The organism is Aquabacterium soli, from assembly GCF_003933735.1.
Taxonomy (GTDB): Bacteria; Pseudomonadota; Gammaproteobacteria; order Burkholderiales; family Burkholderiaceae_C; genus Aquabacterium; species Aquabacterium soli.
Genome location: NZ_RSED01000014.1, coordinates 24,361 through 39,773 on the forward strand (window position 1 = coordinate 24,361; position 15,413 = coordinate 39,773).

At 66.7% G+C, this 15,413-nt stretch carries 15 protein-coding genes; 7 read left to right on the top strand and 8 right to left on the bottom strand.

The window, feature by feature from the left end:
• Nucleotides 1-21 precede the first annotated feature (21 nt).
• Nucleotides 22-876, bottom strand: a complete 855-nt coding sequence (locus EIP75_RS16725) for an urease accessory protein UreD (RefSeq protein ID WP_125244428.1) — start codon at nucleotides 874-876, stop codon at nucleotides 22-24.
• A 275-nt stretch (nucleotides 877-1,151) separates the two neighbouring features.
• Between EIP75_RS16725 and EIP75_RS16730 the strand changes: the two genes are divergently transcribed.
• Nucleotides 1,152-2,291: an aromatic ring-hydroxylating dioxygenase subunit alpha gene (locus EIP75_RS16730; protein ID WP_125244429.1), complete on the top strand. Its 1,140-nt coding sequence runs from the start codon at nucleotides 1,152-1,154 to the stop codon at nucleotides 2,289-2,291.
• A gap of 181 nt (nucleotides 2,292-2,472) precedes the next feature.
• Nucleotides 2,473-4,809, top strand: a complete 2,337-nt coding sequence (locus EIP75_RS16735) for a protein kinase domain-containing protein (protein WP_158622885.1) — start codon at nucleotides 2,473-2,475, stop codon at nucleotides 4,807-4,809.
• Between the two features lie 23 nt (nucleotides 4,810-4,832).
• Here the strand turns inward: EIP75_RS16735 and EIP75_RS16740 are convergent, their stop codons facing one another.
• Entirely contained in the window at nucleotides 4,833-5,405 is a 573-nt protein-coding gene (locus tag EIP75_RS16740) for a hypothetical protein (protein ID WP_125244431.1), read from the bottom strand.
• The gene (locus EIP75_RS16745) at nucleotides 5,402-5,977 is read right to left on the bottom strand and encodes an MOSC domain-containing protein (RefSeq protein WP_125244432.1); all 576 of its coding nucleotides are present in this window, start codon (nucleotides 5,975-5,977) and stop codon (nucleotides 5,402-5,404) included. The genes EIP75_RS16740 and EIP75_RS16745 overlap by 4 nt, the downstream gene beginning before the upstream one ends.
• A 134-nt stretch (nucleotides 5,978-6,111) precedes the next feature.
• Here EIP75_RS16745 and EIP75_RS16750 point away from each other — a divergent pair, with 134 nt between their 5' ends.
• Nucleotides 6,112-6,696, top strand: a complete 585-nt coding sequence (locus tag EIP75_RS16750; protein ID WP_125244433.1) for a DUF1415 domain-containing protein — start codon at nucleotides 6,112-6,114, stop codon at nucleotides 6,694-6,696.
• A gap of 9 nt (nucleotides 6,697-6,705) precedes the next feature.
• Here EIP75_RS16750 and EIP75_RS16755 read toward each other — a convergent pair whose 3' ends face one another.
• Together EIP75_RS16755 and EIP75_RS16760 are read right to left on the bottom strand one after the other, a co-directional pair.
• Entirely contained in the window at nucleotides 6,706-7,392 is a 687-nt protein-coding gene (locus tag EIP75_RS16755; protein WP_125244434.1) for a YceH family protein, read from the bottom strand.
• A gap of 71 nt (nucleotides 7,393-7,463) precedes the next feature.
• Nucleotides 7,464-7,871: an MAPEG family protein gene (locus EIP75_RS16760; RefSeq protein ID WP_125244435.1), complete on the bottom strand. Its 408-nt coding sequence runs from the start codon at nucleotides 7,869-7,871 to the stop codon at nucleotides 7,464-7,466.
• Nucleotides 7,872-8,038: 167 nt separating this feature from the next.
• Here EIP75_RS16760 and EIP75_RS16765 point away from each other — a divergent pair, with 167 nt between their 5' ends.
• A complete protein-coding gene (locus EIP75_RS16765; protein ID WP_125244436.1) occupies nucleotides 8,039-8,674 on the top strand; it encodes a DsbA family oxidoreductase in 636 nt (211 codons plus the stop codon).
• A 27-nt stretch (nucleotides 8,675-8,701) separates the two neighbouring features.
• Here EIP75_RS16765 and EIP75_RS16770 read toward each other — a convergent pair whose 3' ends face one another.
• Nucleotides 8,702-9,121, bottom strand: coding sequence for an SRPBCC family protein (locus tag EIP75_RS16770; RefSeq protein WP_199758622.1), 420 nt, complete (start codon nucleotides 9,119-9,121; stop codon nucleotides 8,702-8,704).
• 48 nt (nucleotides 9,122-9,169) lie between these two features.
• Nucleotides 9,170-9,853: a c-type cytochrome gene (locus EIP75_RS16775; protein WP_125244437.1), complete on the bottom strand. Its 684-nt coding sequence runs from the start codon at nucleotides 9,851-9,853 to the stop codon at nucleotides 9,170-9,172.
• Nucleotides 9,854-9,960: 107 nt separating this feature from the next.
• On the opposite strand from EIP75_RS16775, the gene EIP75_RS16780 reads away from it, so the two are divergent.
• Nucleotides 9,961-10,803, top strand: coding sequence for an AAA family ATPase (locus EIP75_RS16780; protein WP_125244438.1), 843 nt, complete (start codon nucleotides 9,961-9,963; stop codon nucleotides 10,801-10,803).
• 34 nt (nucleotides 10,804-10,837) lie between these two features.
• On the opposite strand, the gene EIP75_RS16785 is transcribed toward EIP75_RS16780, so the two are convergent.
• Nucleotides 10,838-12,016 carry a GGDEF domain-containing protein gene (locus EIP75_RS16785; protein WP_125244439.1) on the bottom strand — a complete coding sequence of 393 codons (1,179 nt, stop codon included), beginning with the start codon at nucleotides 12,014-12,016 and terminating at the stop codon, nucleotides 10,838-10,840.
• Between the two features lie 107 nt (nucleotides 12,017-12,123).
• Here EIP75_RS16785 and EIP75_RS16790 point away from each other — a divergent pair, with 107 nt between their 5' ends.
• Both EIP75_RS16790 and EIP75_RS16795 read left to right on the top strand, forming a co-directional pair.
• A complete protein-coding gene (locus tag EIP75_RS16790) occupies nucleotides 12,124-13,296 on the top strand; it encodes a vWA domain-containing protein (RefSeq protein WP_125244440.1) in 1,173 nt (390 codons plus the stop codon).
• Between the two features lie 54 nt (nucleotides 13,297-13,350).
• On the top strand, nucleotides 13,351-15,411 hold the full coding sequence (locus EIP75_RS16795) for an autotransporter assembly complex protein TamA (RefSeq protein WP_125244441.1): 2,061 nt from the start codon (nucleotides 13,351-13,353) through the stop codon (nucleotides 15,409-15,411).
• Nucleotides 15,412-15,413: the final 2 nt, after the last annotated feature.

The window sequence follows — 15,413 nt, forward strand, 5'->3', positions numbered from 1 at the left end:
CTCGCAAGCCGTGCGAGGCGCTCAGGTGCGCCAGACCCGGGGCGGGCAGGGCGCCACATCCCAGGCCAGGGGCCGCCAGCGCGCCCAGATCACCGACAGCACGCGCATCAGGGGCTCCACGCGATCGGCCAGTGCGCGCACAACCACCACTGGCTCGTGAGGGCTGGTGGCGCCGGCGTGCACGACCCCTAGTGACAGATCGATGTCGCCGATCACCTCGCGCGCGGCGTCCAGCAGGGCCTCGCGCCGCTCACGTGGCAGTGCCTGCCCGGCCGCAAACCACAAGGTGCCCATCACGCGGTGCCCCGCCCAGCCCAACGGGCTGTCCAGCAGCAGGCGATCGTCGGCGCGTACCGTGCCATGTTCCAGCCACACGCCCGGCAACTCGATGCGTTGCGTGTAGGAGCCCGCACCGCTGGCATCGTTGTCGAAGGCTTCATGCGCGGCGGGCAGGCCCAGGGCCAGCACGTCCCAGCCCATCATCTCTGCCCCGGGCGCGAGCTCGAAACGCATTTCATTGCGGGCCTTGCAGGTACGGTAGGCGATGGTTTCCAGCGGCAGCCACTCCAGGCGGGCACCATCGGCCACACGGGCGGTGAGTGACTGCACAGCCTCGGGGCCGGCGCTCTTGTAGAAGCGGGTCGCGCCGGGCGTGGTGATCACGGCGTGGCTGCCGGCCTGCAGCGTGGCCTGCACCTCCAGCACATCACCGCCGACGATGCCGCCGGGCGGGTGCACCAGCACGTGGTGGCAGACCCCGGGCCCTTCCGGGTAGAGCCGCTGCAGCACGCGCAAGGGGCCGTCATGGCGGTCGTGGGCGGTGGTGCGGTCGCCGTCTCGGCGGTAATCCAGTGTCAGGTGGCCGTGCCAGCTCATCGGGGCCTGGGCGTCGCAGGGGCGCGCTTGTGGTGTGACTGCAAGGGCTTCAGTGTAAGGGCCCGCGCGGGGCACCGATGCCCCAGTGCGGTGCCTTGCCATGCCGCCGCTGCGCTGGACAGCCGGCATGAAGCTTGCGACAATGCTGGTGCGGAGTAGAAGCGTTCAAGCGGCCCCCTGACGTCCCACGTCAACAGGCGAAGCCAGGAAATTGCTCCCTCGTGTTCAACCGCAGCGCCATCTTCCCCCCGGCGCTTCAACGAGGAGCCCACTTCATGCTCACCACGCAACAACCCGTGTTCCGGCGTTTCTGGCACGCCGTCATGCCCTTGAGCCATCTGGCCGATGGCCCCCAACCCTTCACCCTGCTCGGCGAATCCATCGTCCTGTTCCTGGACGAGCACGGCCAGCCGGCCGCCCTGCGCGACCGCTGCTGCCACCGCACGGCCAAGCTGTCCAAGGGCTGGTGCAACAACGGACGCCTGCAGTGCGGCTACCACGGCTGGGTGTACGACCGGACCGGCCAGGTGGTGCAGATCCCGCAGTACGAAGAAGGCCGCCGCATCCTGCCGGATTTCAAGACCACGGCCTACCACTGCGTGGCCCGCTATGGCTACGCCTGGGTGGCGCTGGAGGATCCGGTGGCCGACATCCCGGAAATCCCGGAGTTCGAAGCCCCCGGCTGGCGCACCATCTTCCAGTTCTACGAACGTTGGGAGACCAGCCCCCTGCGCGCGCTGGAAAACTCCTTCGACAACTCGCATTTCAGCTTCGTGCACCGCGCCACCTTCGGTGTGGCCGCCCAGCCCAAGCCCAGCCGCTACGAGATCGTCGAAGGTGACACCGGCTTCTACGCCGAGACGGTGATCGACGCTGCCAACCCGCCCCAGTACCAGCGCGTCAGCGGCGTCAGTGATCCGATCACCACGCGCCACATGCGCAACGCCTACTTCCAGCCCTTCTCGCGCCGGCTGGACATCGAGTACCCGGGCGGCGTGCGCCACATCATCATCAACTGCTTCACGCCCATCGACGACGGATCGATCCAGCTGTGCCAATGGCTGTTCCGCAACGACACCGAGGAAGACTGCCCGGCCCAACTGCTGATCGACTTCGATGAGGTGATCACGCGTGAGGACAAGGACATCCTCGAATCCACCGACCCCGATGCGCTGGTGGACGTCCGCCGCCGCGGCGTCGAATTCTCGATGGACAGCGACCGCCCCGGCATGCTGATCCGCAAGAAGCTGATGGCAATGCTTGCCAGCCACGGCGAGAGCGAGGTGCACCGTGGTCTGCCCGGCGTGAAGATCATGCTCAGCCGTGAAGGCGCCTCGGCCTCGTCGGTACCGTCTCCGGCCTGCAACGGGGGATGCGACAGCGCGCCGGGGCTGTCCGAAGCCCAGGCAGCCTGAGCGGGATTTTTGCCCGGTTTGCCCGGTGTTTCCGGGCTTTGGCGGGCAGTGTGGTCCGCATACTGCCCCCATGGCAAAGCACCTCGGACTTGGGTGAGACATGGGCACGCCCGGTGGACCCGGTCCTGACACGGACGATGACATCACGCGCGTGATCGGACCACCGCGCGTGGCGCCAGCCATGCCCGACGATGACCCCGAGAAGACCGTCGTCAAGGCGCCGACGGTTCCCCGGCCAGCCACGCGCACCGTGCCCGTGCCTCCCCCGGCCCCGCTTCGGCCCTTCAAGCCCAAGACCGGCACGGCGCTGGCCTTGCCACCGGGCTTTCGCCTGCATGAGTACCGCATCGACCGCGTGCTGGGGCAGGGCGGCTTCGGCATCACCTACCTGGCCACCGACGTCAACCTCAACACCAAGGTGGCGATCAAGGAATACCTGCCAGAGGACATCGCCTTTCGCACTTCGGGGCAGACGGTGTCGGCGCATTCGTCGCGCTACCGCGACCGCTACCGCAGCGGGCTGGACAGTTTCCTGGTGGAAGGGCGCACCCTGGCCACCTTCCGCCACCCCAACATCGTGCGCGTGGCGCGCTTCTTCGAGGCGCACCAGACGGCCTACATGGTGCTGGAGTACGAGCGCGGCAGCCCTTTCAAGACCTGGTGGCCCGAACACGCCCACATCGGCGAGAAGGAACTGCTGACCCTGATCCAGCCCTTGCTGGACGGCCTGTCGGTGGTGCACGGCATGGGCTTCCTGCACCGCGACATCAAGCCCGACAACATCCAGGTGCGCCGCCGCGATGGCAGCCTGGTGCTGCTGGATTTCGGCTCGGCGCGCCAGGCCGTGAGCCATGGCACGCAGGACGACGTGGCCGTGACGCCTGGCTATGCCCCCATCGAGCAGTACGAGGACGGCGACCAGGGCGCCTGGACCGACATCTACGCCATGGGCGCCACCCTGTACTGGACGGTGACCGGCCAGAAACCGCCTGACGCCATGGACCGCGCGATGGCGGCCGGCCGCCCCGGCGGCACCGACCCATGGGTGCCGGCCACGGTAGCGGCCCAGGGCCGCTACAGCGAATCCTTCCTCAAGGCCATCGACTGGGCCCTGGCCCTGCAGGCGGCCGAGCGCCCCCAGGACATCGCCCAATGGCGTGGCGCCCTGTTCGCCACGCACGCGGCCAGCCTGGGCCTGCAGGAGGCGCTGCGGGCGGGTGATGCGGCCGACCCTGCCGACCCCGCTGACCATCTTCCCCACCACCGCCTGGCGTTGCGATCGGCGCCGCGCCGTCTGGCCTTTGGCCTGTGGCGCACGGCCCGCCGTGTCGTGCGGCCCGGCTCCTGGCCCATGGCCATCAAGATGTCGCTGGCCATGGTGATGGCCGCGCTGCTGCCCATGCTGATCACGGGTTACTACAACCTCCAGGGCAGTCTGGCGGCCGTGTCCGATGGCGAGTTGCGCAATCTGCAGCAACTGGCCCGCAGCACGGCCGGGCGTGTGTCGCAACTGATCGGCGACAGCCAGAACCTGGCGCGCACCCTGGGCACCGACGAAGCGTTCGTGCAGTTCCTGGCCCACCCAGATGCCAACGGCGCAGAGGCCATGCGCTCGAAGCTCGAACGCCTGGTCAAGTCCAACCCCGACATCGGCCTGATGATGCTGATGGACACGAAGGGCACGGCCATCGTTTCCAGCGATCCCAAGGTCACCGGCAGGAACTTCGCCTTCCGCGAGTACTTCCGCGAGGCCATGCAGGGCCATGCGCATGTCACCGGCATCGTGGTGGGCGCGGCCACGGGGGCGGCAGGCATGTTCTACGCCCACCCCGTGTTCGGAGAGGACTACGAGGTCGTCGGGGCCGTGGTGCTGCGCATCCGTGCGGCCTCGTTCGATGGCATCCTGGAGCAGGTGGGCAGTGGCTCGCAGCTCACCCCGTTCATGGTCGATGGCGATGGTGTCGTGATCTACCACCCGAACCAGCGTGTGCTCTACAGCAGCCTGGTGCGCCTGCCTGAGGCCACGCTGGCCAAGATCCGTGCCGACCAGCGCTTCAAGCGCGATAGCATCGAGTCCCTGGACATGCCCGACCTGGCCCAGGCCGTGGTGCAGGCCAAGGAGCAGGGGCACGTCACCTACCGGTCCACCATCAGCCGCACCGAAGAGATCGCCGGTTTCTCGCCCGTGGTCGGGCAGGACTGGGTGGTCGGCGTGGCGGAGCCGCGTTCGGCGTTCGAAGAGCCCTTGAACCGCCTGTTCGCGCAACTGCTGTGGAGCGTGCTGCTGGTGGGCCTGCTGTTCACCGGCCTGGCATTGATGTTCGCCCGCAGCATCGTGCGGCCTATCAGGGCGCTGACGGGCGCCGCCGATGCCTTGAAGCGCGGCGACTATGCCGCGGCCAATCTGCAGGTGCGCACGCGCGATGAGATCGGCCAATTGGCCCGCACCTTCAATGTCCTCATTGACGTGCTGCGGCAACGTGAGCGCGAGCGTGACCGCGACCGGTCTTCGAGCTGAGGCCCGGCGGCCTCACGGGGCGCTCACTGCAGCGCGTAGAACGTGAACTTGCTGGCCGATGGCAGCATGTTCGACGGGCGTCCCTGGCCGGTGCGGCTGCTGTAGATCATGTAGTGCGAGGCATGGTTGGCGCCCGTGGTGGGCACGACCAGACGCATCTCGTCCCCGTTCACATACAGGCCATAGGGCAGGGCCGTGTCACTGAACTCCAACCGCTGCACTTTGTGCGTGTCGGGGTGGCGGCGCAGCACCGCCCCCCGGATGCCGCCGTCATGCTGCAAGGCATAGACGAGCACGCCATCCAGGCACAGGCGCAGGGCCAGTTTGCCCGCCACTGGAGGGCGGGAGGGCGCGTCGCTGAACGCCGGCTGGGACTTGCCGCGCAGCCGGGTCGACAAAACGACCGTGTCAGGCCCCACCGGTGCTGCCAACAGGTCCATCTTGTGGTGCCGGGCCAGCTTGCAGCTGAGTACCGGGCGCGCCGCAGCCAGGCCATCGGCAGGAGTCGGTCGGCGGGTATCGGGCGGGTGGTCCAGCGGTACGGCCTGGGCCAGCAAGGCGTGCAGCAGCCAGGCGGCCAACGCCAGGCGCTTCATGCGGAGGCTCCATCATCTGGCGGTGCAGGCGGCTCGCAGCGCACCGCGTCGCCCACGCGGATGATCCCTCCCTGCAGCACACGGGCGTTGAGGCCGCCATGGCCGCGCATGGCGTTGTAGCCACCGGGGCCGAGCAGTTCTTCCATGCGTGAGCACGGATCGCACGGCCCCGTGATCTCCAGCACCACCTCGTCGCCCAGGCGCAGCACCATGGGCTCGTCGCGGAACAATGCGCGCGCCGCCAGCAGGTTCAGTCCCGACACGACCAGGTTGCGCCGCAACACGGCGGCATCCACCGAGGCCTGGCCCATGAAAGCGGCGATGACGGGCAGGTGCTCGGCCTGGATCAGCGTGACCTGCCGTTTGCTGCCGCCAGCACGCCCGGGCACACGTGCAGCGATGTGGTCACCTTGCAGGCCCCGGCCCACCAGCACATGCGTGCTTTCGGCGGATTCGACAGGCTGGCGTCTGACCGGGCGCAGGTGGATGGCGTCCAGCCGGCCGGGCCGTGGGAACTGCTGCACCAGCCGATGCAGGTTCTGGGGATTTGCGTCAGGTAGGTTGGTCGTCAAGGTGGTCCTGTGAGAGGCTGGGGCGCCCGAGGCGGGGGCCGCTGGCAGGGCCGGTGATGGGCGAGGTACCGATCGATGTTACTGGTGCACATGGTGCAAGGCAATATATCTGCCTTGGCGGCGACAATGCCCGCATGAGCCCCGACACCCACACCGACAGCCATTTCGCCAGCTCCCCCGAGGCCGCCTCTGTCATCGACCGCACCCGCGACTGGCTGGTCCGCGCCGTCATCGGCCTGAACCTGTGCCCCTTCGCCAAGGCTGTGCACGTCAAGCAGCAGATCCGCTACGTGGTGACACAGGCGGACACCACCGAGGCCTTGACCCAGTCCTTGCGTGAGGAACTGGCCCTGCTGCGGGACGCGGACCCCGAGCAGATCGACACCACCTTGCTGATCCACCCCGGCGTGCTGGGCGACTTCCTGGACTACAACGACTTCCTGGATGTGGCGGACGATCTGGTGCTGGAGATGGACCTGGAAGGCGTGATCCAGGTGGCCAGTTTCCACCCCGACTACCAGTTCGCGGACAGCGACCCGGACGACATCGAGAACTACAGCAACCGGGCGCCGTATCCCACCCTGCACCTGCTGCGCGAGAGCAGCATCGAGCGCGCGGTGGAGGCCTTTCCGGAGGCCGCCGACATCTACGAGGCCAACATGGACACCCTGAGGCGCCTGGGCCACGACGGGTGGAAACGGCTGTTCACGCAGGCTTGAGGCGCCGGCTCAGGGTGTGTCGTCGTCCGGTGACAGGCCCAGCTCGGCACTCAGGCGCTTGACCAGCGTCCGCAGCGTTGCCAGCTCGTCGGACAGACGCTGCTGCTCGGCCTTCACGGCGGCCAGCTCCTGCCGCCATGAGGCGCCGGTTTCATCGGCCATGGCCGCAGACGTGTGGCCAGGCGCTGCAGCGGGCATCACCGGCTCACCGCACAGCAGGTGGGCCCATCGAGGCTCGCGCTCTCCGGGCCCGCGCGGCAACTTCACCACGCGCACCGGTGTCTTGGCTGCCAGCTCTTCCAGGAAGCCCTCGACCGACGAGAGATCGGCGAAGCGGTGCAGCCGCTCGGTGTGCAGGCGCAGCTCTGCCGATGTCTGGGGGCCGCGCAGCATCAGCATGGTCAGCAGGGCCACCGACTGGCTGGGCACACCCAGCCCACGTGCGGCGTTGTGGTCGAAGCGCACCACGCGGTTGCCGCTCACCTCGTTGACCAGGCTCAGCTCCTTCAGGCCATTGACCGCCTGCAGCACGTCGGCCTCGCTCAGCTGCATCACCGGCTCGCGCGCAGTCTTCTGATTGCAGCCCAGGGTGAGCGCGTTGAGCGACAAGGGGTAGCTGTCCGGCACGGTGTGCTGTTTTTCAACGAGCACGGCCAGCACGCGGGCCTCGGCGGAAGAAAGCGGACGGGCGGTCAAAACGGGGCTCCTGGCGCGGTGGTGATCAAGCGGGCGCTGACCTTACCATGCACGCCAGAAGCGCCCCGGCATCACAGCGCGAACGACAGGGTCGGCGCGAAGATGGCGATCGTGATGGCCAGGCCCACGCCCCACACCAGCGAACGCAAGGCACCCTGGTTGGCCAAGTAGATGGCAATGTAGACCAGGCGCGTGACGATGAAGGTCATGGCCAGCATGTCGGTGCGGCCCTGCTCGAGGCCAGCCTGCTGGGCGGCCAGCACGGCGAACAAGAACAGGGGCAGGGCCTCGAAACCGTTGTTGTGCGCTGCGGCAGCGCGGGCCCTCCAGCCAGACTGCTTGGCGGCCCATTCGCGCGGCTGGCGGTTGTCATAGCCGCCTTCGCGGAGCTTCTTGCCGGCCGTGCTGAACTTGGCCAGGCCCATGGTCAGCACGGGCAGCACGGCGGCCACCAGAACGCAGGTGTTTGCGATCGTCATCGTTGTCTCCAGTTGGGGTTGTTCTCGAAAGCGAGCCCATTCTATTTTTTGACAACGAGTAATGTCAAATGCTGTGTTGCGCTGCCAACGTGAGGTGTGATCGCATCAGGTCGGCAAGGCTTTCGCCATCGGCCTACACTGAACCGTTGTCAAGCAAGGTAACCAGCATGAAGATCGACTTCGTCTCCGATGTCTCCTGCCCATGGTGCGCCATCGGGCTGAACGCGCTGGAAGAGGCGATCAAGCGAGTGGGCTCGGCCGAACCTGTGGAGCTGCACTTCCAGCCCTTCGAACTCAACCCCGACATGCCACCGGGTGGGCAGGACATTACCGAGCACCTGGTGGAGAAGTACGGCATCACCACCGAACAGTCCGACACCAACCGGGATGCGATCCGCCAGCGGGGGCGGCAGGTGGGCTTCGACTTCAACATGGAGCAGCGCGGCCGCATCTACAACACCTTCGATGCGCACCGCCTGCTGCATTGGGCGGGGCTCCAAGGCCGCCAGCATGGGTTGAAGCGCGCCCTGTTCACCGCCTATTTCACCGACGGGCAAGACCCCAGCAACCATGAGGTGCTGGTGCAGCGGGCCGTGCAGGCAGGCCTGGACGAAGCCGCGGCGCGCGAGGTGCTGGGCAGCGACCAGTACGCGCAAGAAGTGCGCGAGCAGGAGCGCTTCTATGCGGAGCAAGGCATCCGCTCGGTGCCGTCGGTCATCATCAACGACCGCCACCTGATCCAGGGTGGCCAGCCCGTCGAGCTGTTCGAGCAGGCCCTGCGGCAGATCGCCGCCAAGGGCTGACGCGCCTCCTGGTGCTGGCAAACAGGCTCAGTCCTGGCCCAGCAATGCCTTGAGCGTGGCCAGGTCCTTGCGTACCCAGTCGGCGTCGGCCTGGAACTGCTCGTCGCGCACACCCGGCTGGCGCAGCAGCGTGAACAGCAGGATGCAAGCGCTGCCGCCCGCGTCGCGTATCAGCCGCATAGGGTTGTAGCTTTGCTGTCCATCCGGCAGCGTCACCGTGTGGTCCAGCACCCCGAGGTCGTTGGGTGGCTCGAAGCGGATGCTCACGCGGCCCAGCGGGCCTTCAGCGATCCACTGGCCGTCTTCCTGTGTGAGGCTGCCGCCCAGGCCCGAGGCCCACTGTGGCATGTGGGCCGGGTCAGACAGGAAGGCGAGCGCCTTGTCCCATGGACAGGCCAGTGACACGCCCAGCGTGATCGAGTCGGTCAATGCGGTGGATGAAGCCATGGCGCTCATCGGCAAGCAGCATGCCTACCCGATGCCATGGGCTGCTGGTCACTGCGTCTTGAAGCGCGACTGAGGCACCGTCTTGAGATCACCACCCAGGCCGCCGATGTAGGCGGACAGCTGCTTCAGTTCGGCATGCGTGAACATCTTGGCCTGCGTGGCCATGATGGCGTTGTTGCGGCCGATCTGAGGGTTCTTGTCGATCTGGTAAGACTTCATGGCCACGTACAGGTAGTCGCTGTGCTGGCCGGCCAGCTTGGGATAGCTGGCGTCGATGGGCTTGTTGAGGTTCTCGCCGTGGCAGGAGATGCAGTTGCCGCGCTTGAGCAGGGCGTCGATCTCGGCGCTGGTACCCGCCTTGTTGCGTGCCGGGGTGGGCGGCAGGTTCTTGCCGCTGGCCTCGTAGTAGGAACCGATGTCCAGCATGTCCTGCTCGGTGAGCGAGGCGGCGATGCCCTTCATCGTGGGGTGCTTGCGGTCACCCTTCTGGTAGGCCTGCAGCGCCGAGACGATGTACTTCGCCGTCTGGCCGGAAATCATCGGTACCCGGTGGATTTCCGGAAAACTCGACTGGTAGCCGGGGATGGCGTGGCAGCCGATGCACATGGCCACCTTCTTCTGCGCCGCAGCCGGGTCGCCAGGTTTGGCGTCCTGGGCCTGGGCGGCGGTGGTCAAGAGGGTGATGACAAGCAGGCCTGCAAGGGCGTAGGGCGAACGCGCTGATTTCTTCATGACTCGGGCAATGGGGATTTTGCGTTAAGAGAAATACACGAAGCTCGGGGCATTATAGGGAGGCACCCTATACTGCGTTCCAAGTATCTACCCCACTGAGCTGGATCATGAAATTCCAAGGCACCGACCAATACGTGGCCACCGACGACCTGAAGCTGGCCGTCAATGCTGCCCTGTCCCTCAAGCGCCCACTGCTGGTCAAGGGCGAGCCTGGCACGGGCAAGACGATGCTGGCCGAAGAGGTCTCCGAAGCACTGGGCCTGCCGCTGTTGCAATGGCACATCAAGTCCACCACCAAGGCACAGCAGGGTCTCTACGAATACGACGCCGTCAGCCGCCTGCGCGACAGCCAGTTGGGCGATGAGCGCGTCAAGGACATCCACAACTACATCGTCAAGGGCGTGCTGTGGCAGGCCTTCGAGGCCGACCAGCCTGTTGCGCTGCTGATCGACGAGATCGACAAGGCCGACATCGAATTCCCCAACGATCTGCTGCGCGAGATCGACCGGATGGAGTTCTATGTCTATGAGACGCGCCAGCTGGTCAAGGCCAAGCACCGTCCGCTGGTGATCATCACGTCCAACAACGAGAAGGACCTGCCCGACGCCTTCCTGCGCCGCTGCTTCTTTCACTACATCCGCTTCCCGGATGCGGACACCATGAAGCAGATCGTCGAGGTGCACTTCCCGGGCATCAAGCAGGAGCTGCTGTCGGCCGCGATGAAGCAGTTCTATGAAGTGCGCAATCTGCCGGGCCTCAAGAAGAAGCCCAGCACATCGGAGCTGATCGACTGGATCAAGCTGCTGGTGGCAGAGGACATCCCGCTGTCGGCGCTGCAGAGCAAGGACGACAAGGTCGCGATTCCGCCGCTGGTGGGCGCGCTGCTCAAGAACGAGCAGGACCTGAGCTTGTTCGAGAAGCTCATCTTCATGGCGCGCAACCACCGCTGAGGGGCTGCAAGGCGGCCCCGGCAGGGCCTGAGGCTCAGGCCACGTTGAGGAAGCTGGCCGCGACCACCCGGTTGCGGCCGTCGGCTTTGGCCTGGTAGAGGGCCTGGTCGGCGCGCTGGATGATGGCGTCCAGTGTCTCTTCAGGGTTGTCGGCCGTGGCCAGGCCGGTGCTGATGGTCACCGAGATCAGCTCGTCGTTCCAGGGGATGCTGACCAGGTTGATGGCTTCGCGCAGGCGCTCGGCCGCCTGCAGGGCACCGTCGTGCAGGGTGTGGGGCAGCAGCACGCAGAATTCTTCGCCACCGAAGCGGGCCACGCGGTCCACCTCGCGGGCGTGGGCCTGCAGGGTCTGGGCCACGGCGCACAGCACCGCATCGCCGGCCGCATGCCCCAGGCGGTCGTTGATGCGCTTGAAGTGGTCGATGTCGACCATCAGCAGCGAGAAGTGCTCATTGAAGCGCTGCAGGCGCTGCGCCTCACGGGCCAGCAGGTATTCGATGGCGCGGCGGTTGAGCAGGCCGGTCAGTGAATCATGGTGGGACAGGTGCTCCAGGCGCTTGACCAGCCTCATGATCACCATGTAGCCGGCCAGGAAGGAGGCCATGATGGACATCGTCACGTGGGCGAACACGAAGGTGAACAGCGCGGCATCGGCAGGCAGCAGGTGCCACGCGCCCAGCAGCGTGGGCAGCGGCAGCGCTAGCGCCGTGCCGGCGAAGGTCAGCCCGGCGGCGCTCAGCAGCACCGAATGCGCGCGGGCCACGCCCACCCCGAACTCGTGGGCGAGGGGCTTGTGGTTGTCGTATGCAGTGCGCCACAGCAGCAGGGCGATGAACAGCGAGCTGGCGGTTTCGCCCAGTGTGGTCCACCCCAGCGGCAGGCACACGGCCAGGTTGAACACCACCACGGCAACGGCCAGCATCACATGCGAGACGTCCGTGTGCGGCAGGCGCAAGAAGCTCTGCAGGCCCCGGCGCATCGAGATCAGGCCGAACATCACCAGCACGTTCGCCAGCAGGATGTGCGAGGTCAGGCCCAGCATGGGGTGCAGGGGCAACAGTGACAGGGCCGCCCCGTTGGCCAGGGCGGCGATCATCCAGTGCCAGGCCGCACGGCGGGACAGGCCCAGCCAGTTGGCGGCCATCCACCACATCAGGGTCACGAGACCGTGCACCAGAAGCACACAGGCCAGCAAGACGGTGTTGACATCCATGGTTCTCACCCCAGACGGCGCATGCCCCAAAACCCCACGCGAATGCGCCCGTGCGTGCGGTCGGGGCGACAACACGACACAATAGACATCAGTTCGCAGGACTGCATATGCTCATCGACTTCTTTTTCGCTTTGCGCTCCGCGCGGCTGCCAGTGACCATTCCAGAGTACCTGGGGCTGCTCGAGGCGATCAAGGCCGGGCTCATCGGCCCGTCCATGGAGGAGTTCTACCACCTTGCCCGCATGTCGTTGGTCAAGAACGAGACTCACTTTGACAAATTTGACCGCGCGTTTTCCACCTATTTCGGGGGGAAAATCGCCGCCGTCGACCTGACCAAGGAGATACCCTTGGAGTGGTTGCGCAAGCAACTCGAGCGCGAATTGAGCGCCGAAGAGCGCGCTGCGATCGAGGCGATGGGCTGGGACAAGCTGATGGACCGCATCAAGGAACTGCTCGAAGAGCAGAAGGAGCGGCACGAAGGCGGCAACAAGTGGATCGGCACCGGCGGCACCTCGCCGTTCGGTGCGCACGGCTACAACCCCCAGGGTATCCGCATCGGGCAGGACAAGTCGCGCAACCGCAGCGCCGTCAAGGTCTGGGACAAGCGCGAGTTCAAGGATTACGACGACGGCGTCGAGCTCAACACCCGCAGCATCAAGGTGGCGCTGCGCCGCCTGCGCAAGTTCGCGCGCCAGGGCGCGGCCGAAGAACTCGCGCTGGACGACACCATCCACGCCACGGCGGCGGCCGGCGGCATGCTGGACATCAAGATGGTGCCCGAGCGGCACAACAACGTGAAGGTGCTGCTGCTGATGGACGTGGGCGGCACCATGGACGACCACATCCACCGGGTGGAGGAGATGTTCTCGGCCGCCAAGTCCGAGTTCAAGCACCTCGATTTCTACTACTTCCACAACTGCGTCTACGACTTCATGTGGAAGAACAACCACCGCCGCTTCTCCGAGAAGATCCCCACCTGGGACATCATCCGCAAGTACAACAAGGACTACAAGCTGATCTTCGTGGGCGATGCGACCATGAGCCCCTACGAGATCCTGCAGCCCGGCGGCAGCGTGGAGTACAACAACGAAGAGGCCGGTGCTGAATGGGTGCAGCGTCTCACGCACGCCTTCCCTCACCACGCGTGGATCAACCCCGAGCCGGCTGGCGTGTGGCAGTACCGCCAGAGCGTCGGCATCATGCAGCAGCTGGTGGGCAACCGCATGTTCCCGCTGAGCCTGCAGGGGCTGGAATCGGCCATGCGCCTGCTGAGCAAGTGACACGATGACGGACACCTTGGGAGCGCGGCCCGGGGCCGCTGGCACGGGAGCAGGATGCTGAAGGCGTTTGGACGCGCCTGGCGCATGGCCGGGACCGGCGGAGCAGGCCTGCTGGCGCTGGCGGCGGCTGCGCAGAACCCGCCGGCGGCCGTGCCTGCTTCCGCTGCTGCGGCTCCGCCCGCATCCGCGGCCCCCAGCGCCACCGCCCCCCCGGCTGACGGGACGACGCGCCCGGCCACGGCTCGGCGGCGCGCGCCGCTGGCCTGGACATTGAGCATCGTTGCGCCCAAGCCGCTGGACGATCTCCTGCGCAGCTACCTGGACATCTCTCGCTACCAGGCGCAGGTGGCCGAAGCGGCCAAGAAAGCGGCCAAGGCGGGCGGCGACCAGAAGGGGGAGCAGAACGGCGACGACCGGGATGAGAGCCCCGAGGCGGACTCACCCGCGTCGGCGGCTGCCATCCCCAACCCACCGGCCAGCACCGGCGTGGGCATCACCCGCGGCGAACTGCGTCGTCTGGTGGCCGCCTCGCCGGAGCAGGCGCGCAGCCTGCTGGAGGCCGAAGGCTATTTCGCCTCGGATATCAAGGTGTCGATGTCGGATGAGGCAGCGGGCTCGCCCGTCGTCGTGAAGATCGAGGTGCAGCCTGGCCCCAAGGCGCGCGTGGAGCAGGTTCAGCTGGTCTTCGAAGGCGAGCTGGATGTGCAGAACGAGAAGGGCGACCGCGACGCGGTGTCGCTGGTGCGGCGGCTCAACAGGCAATGGGCGCTGTCGCCGGGCAAGCCCTTCCTGCAATCGGCGTGGTCATCGGCCAAGAACGGCACGCTGGCCACCTTGCGCGCAGAGGGCTATGCCGCGGCGGTCTGGTCCGGTACCGCGGCCACGGTGGATGCCGAGGCGCACACCGCCAAGCTGTTCGTGGTCGCCGACAGCGGCCCGCGCTTTTTCTATGGACCCCTGAAAATCGAGGGGCTCAAGCGCCAGCCCGAATCGGCGATCCGCAACTCGGCCGGTTTCAGGCAGGGTGATCCGTACCGCGAGGCACAGGTGCTCGACTTCCAGGAGCGCCTGCAGAAGCTCAACCTGTTCGAGAGCGTGTTCGTGACGTTGGCCGACGATCCCGCGCAGGCCAAGGACGCGCCCCTCACCGTGCAGGTGCGTGAACTGCCTTTGCAGCAGGCCACCTTCGGCATCGGCGCGAGCAGCGACACCGGCCCGCGCGTGTCGGTGGAGCACCTGCACCGTCTGTTGTGGGGCCAGCCATGGCAGGCCAAATCCAAGGTGCAGCTCGGCCGTGAAGAGTCCGTGCTGCAAACCGACCTGACCTCGCACCCCACCGAAGGGCGCAAGCGCTGGCTGGCGGCGCTGCAGGCTTCGCGGCTTCTGGACACCGACGATGCGCGCACCCTGAGCTACCGCGTGCGTGGTGGACAGATGGACGAAGGCGATCGCCTGGAGCGCACGACCTATGCAGAGTTCCTGAGGGCCAAGGTCACCTCTTCCGAGGGGGTGGATGTGTCGGACGCCTCCGCGCTGTCGGTCAACCAGCAACTGGTCTGGCGCGACGTGGACAGCCAGATCCTGCCCACCAGGGGCTTCACCGCCAATGTGCAGGGCAGCGTCGGCCATACCTTCTCCACCATGGACGAGGCCGGGTGGTTCGGGCGGGCCTATGGGCGCCTGACCTGGTACCGGCCGTTGCCGGCGCAGTGGTATGCGATGGTGCGTGGGGAAGGGGGGCATGTGTTCGCCGCTGATGACGTGAGCGTGCCGGACACGCTGCTGTTCCGTGCCGGGGGTGATGAGTCCGTGCGCGGCTATGGTTACCGCTCCCTGGGGGTGCAGAAGAACGGCGTCACGGTCGGTGCGCGCACCATGTTCACGGGAAGTGCGGAGCTGGCCCGGCCGATATCGCAACGCTTTCCCAGCCTGTGGGGCGCTGTGTTCGTGGATGCGGGCGATGCCGCGGACCGCTGGGCCGATCTGGACCCGAAGCTGGGCTATGGCGTGGGCGTGCGCTGGCGCAGCCCAGTGGGCCCCTTGCGGCTGGACCTGGCCTATGGGCAGGAGGTGAAGCAGTACCGCATTCACTTCAGTGTGGGGATCACGCTGTGACG

Coding starts and splice junctions, on each gene's coding strand:
- EIP75_RS16725 (WP_125244428.1), bottom strand. CDS start 876: ATGAGCTGGCACGGCCACCTGACACTGGATTACCGCCGAGACGGCGAC.
- EIP75_RS16730 (WP_125244429.1), top strand. CDS start 1,152: ATGCTCACCACGCAACAACCCGTGTTCCGGCGTTTCTGGCACGCCGTC.
- EIP75_RS16735 (WP_158622885.1), top strand. CDS start 2,473: ATGCCCGACGATGACCCCGAGAAGACCGTCGTCAAGGCGCCGACGGTT.
- EIP75_RS16740 (WP_125244431.1), bottom strand. CDS start 5,405: ATGAAGCGCCTGGCGTTGGCCGCCTGGCTGCTGCACGCCTTGCTGGCC.
- EIP75_RS16750 (WP_125244433.1), top strand. CDS start 6,112: ATGAGCCCCGACACCCACACCGACAGCCATTTCGCCAGCTCCCCCGAG.
- EIP75_RS16760 (WP_125244435.1), bottom strand. CDS start 7,871: ATGACGATCGCAAACACCTGCGTTCTGGTGGCCGCCGTGCTGCCCGTG.
- EIP75_RS16765 (WP_125244436.1), top strand. CDS start 8,039: ATGAAGATCGACTTCGTCTCCGATGTCTCCTGCCCATGGTGCGCCATC.
- EIP75_RS16770 (WP_199758622.1), bottom strand. CDS start 9,121: ATGGCTTCATCCACCGCATTGACCGACTCGATCACGCTGGGCGTGTCA.
- EIP75_RS16775 (WP_125244437.1), bottom strand. CDS start 9,853: ATGAAGAAATCAGCGCGTTCGCCCTACGCCCTTGCAGGCCTGCTTGTC.
- EIP75_RS16780 (WP_125244438.1), top strand. CDS start 9,961: ATGAAATTCCAAGGCACCGACCAATACGTGGCCACCGACGACCTGAAG.
- EIP75_RS16785 (WP_125244439.1), bottom strand. CDS start 12,016: ATGGATGTCAACACCGTCTTGCTGGCCTGTGTGCTTCTGGTGCACGGT.
- EIP75_RS16790 (WP_125244440.1), top strand. CDS start 12,124: ATGCTCATCGACTTCTTTTTCGCTTTGCGCTCCGCGCGGCTGCCAGTG.
- EIP75_RS16795 (WP_125244441.1), top strand. CDS start 13,351: ATGCTGAAGGCGTTTGGACGCGCCTGGCGCATGGCCGGGACCGGCGGA.